Source organism: Lactobacillus sp. 23-2, assembly GCF_044902225.1.
Lineage (GTDB): Bacteria > Bacillota > Bacilli > Lactobacillales > Lactobacillaceae > Lactobacillus > Lactobacillus absianus.
In genome coordinates this window covers 1-595 of the sequence record NZ_JAOQBX010000069.1, presented here as the reverse complement: position 1 = coordinate 595, position 595 = coordinate 1, and the positions used below count along the sequence as shown (strand labels likewise).

The following is a 595-nucleotide window of genomic DNA, read 5'->3' as shown; positions in this document are numbered from 1 at the left end:
TTACTGATGGCTTTCAGCTTTTTACCCATAATTTTTTCCTCTCACATATTATTAGATGATTACACATTTTAATTTTTGACTCAAACGGTCTATTTGTCAAATTACTTTTTTACAAAAAGATCATCTATTGTATGCAGACCATTTCAATAGTCTCAAAGCTTGTTCCAGCGCCGATTATAACCAAATTAGCAAATATCTAGAAAAAGCAAAAAAGTATGAACCCGAATATATATCAGATTCATACTTTAACAAGCTTAACTAATCTCCCTAATAATTACACTACTGTAATTACTTCTCACTTGGGACTTTCCAAGAGTCCTTGTAAGCTTTATAAGCCTTTTCCACTTGCTGATTGACTGTCTTGATCTTTTCTACTTTAGCATTGGCCTCATCATAAGCCTTTTTACTGCTATTTACATTCTCTTGAGCAGCATTGACCTCTGACTTGTCAGCTTGTGCTTGTTCGTAGTTGGACTTTGCCGTATTCATAGGCGACTCGTAAGACGCAACATAACTGTTAAGCGCAGTTTCAAACTCATCAACAGTCACTTGAGTACTCGAGTCTCTATTTCTGTTGAAGTCTGCCGCGCTTGTT

General features: G+C 36.0%; 1 protein-coding gene. It reads right to left on the bottom strand.

What is annotated here, in order from left to right; all coding sequences use genetic code 11:
• Positions 1-288: 288 nt before the first annotated feature.
• On the bottom strand, positions 289-595 hold a 307-nt coding region (locus OCH80_RS10185; protein WP_404540657.1), incomplete at its 5' end, for a hypothetical protein.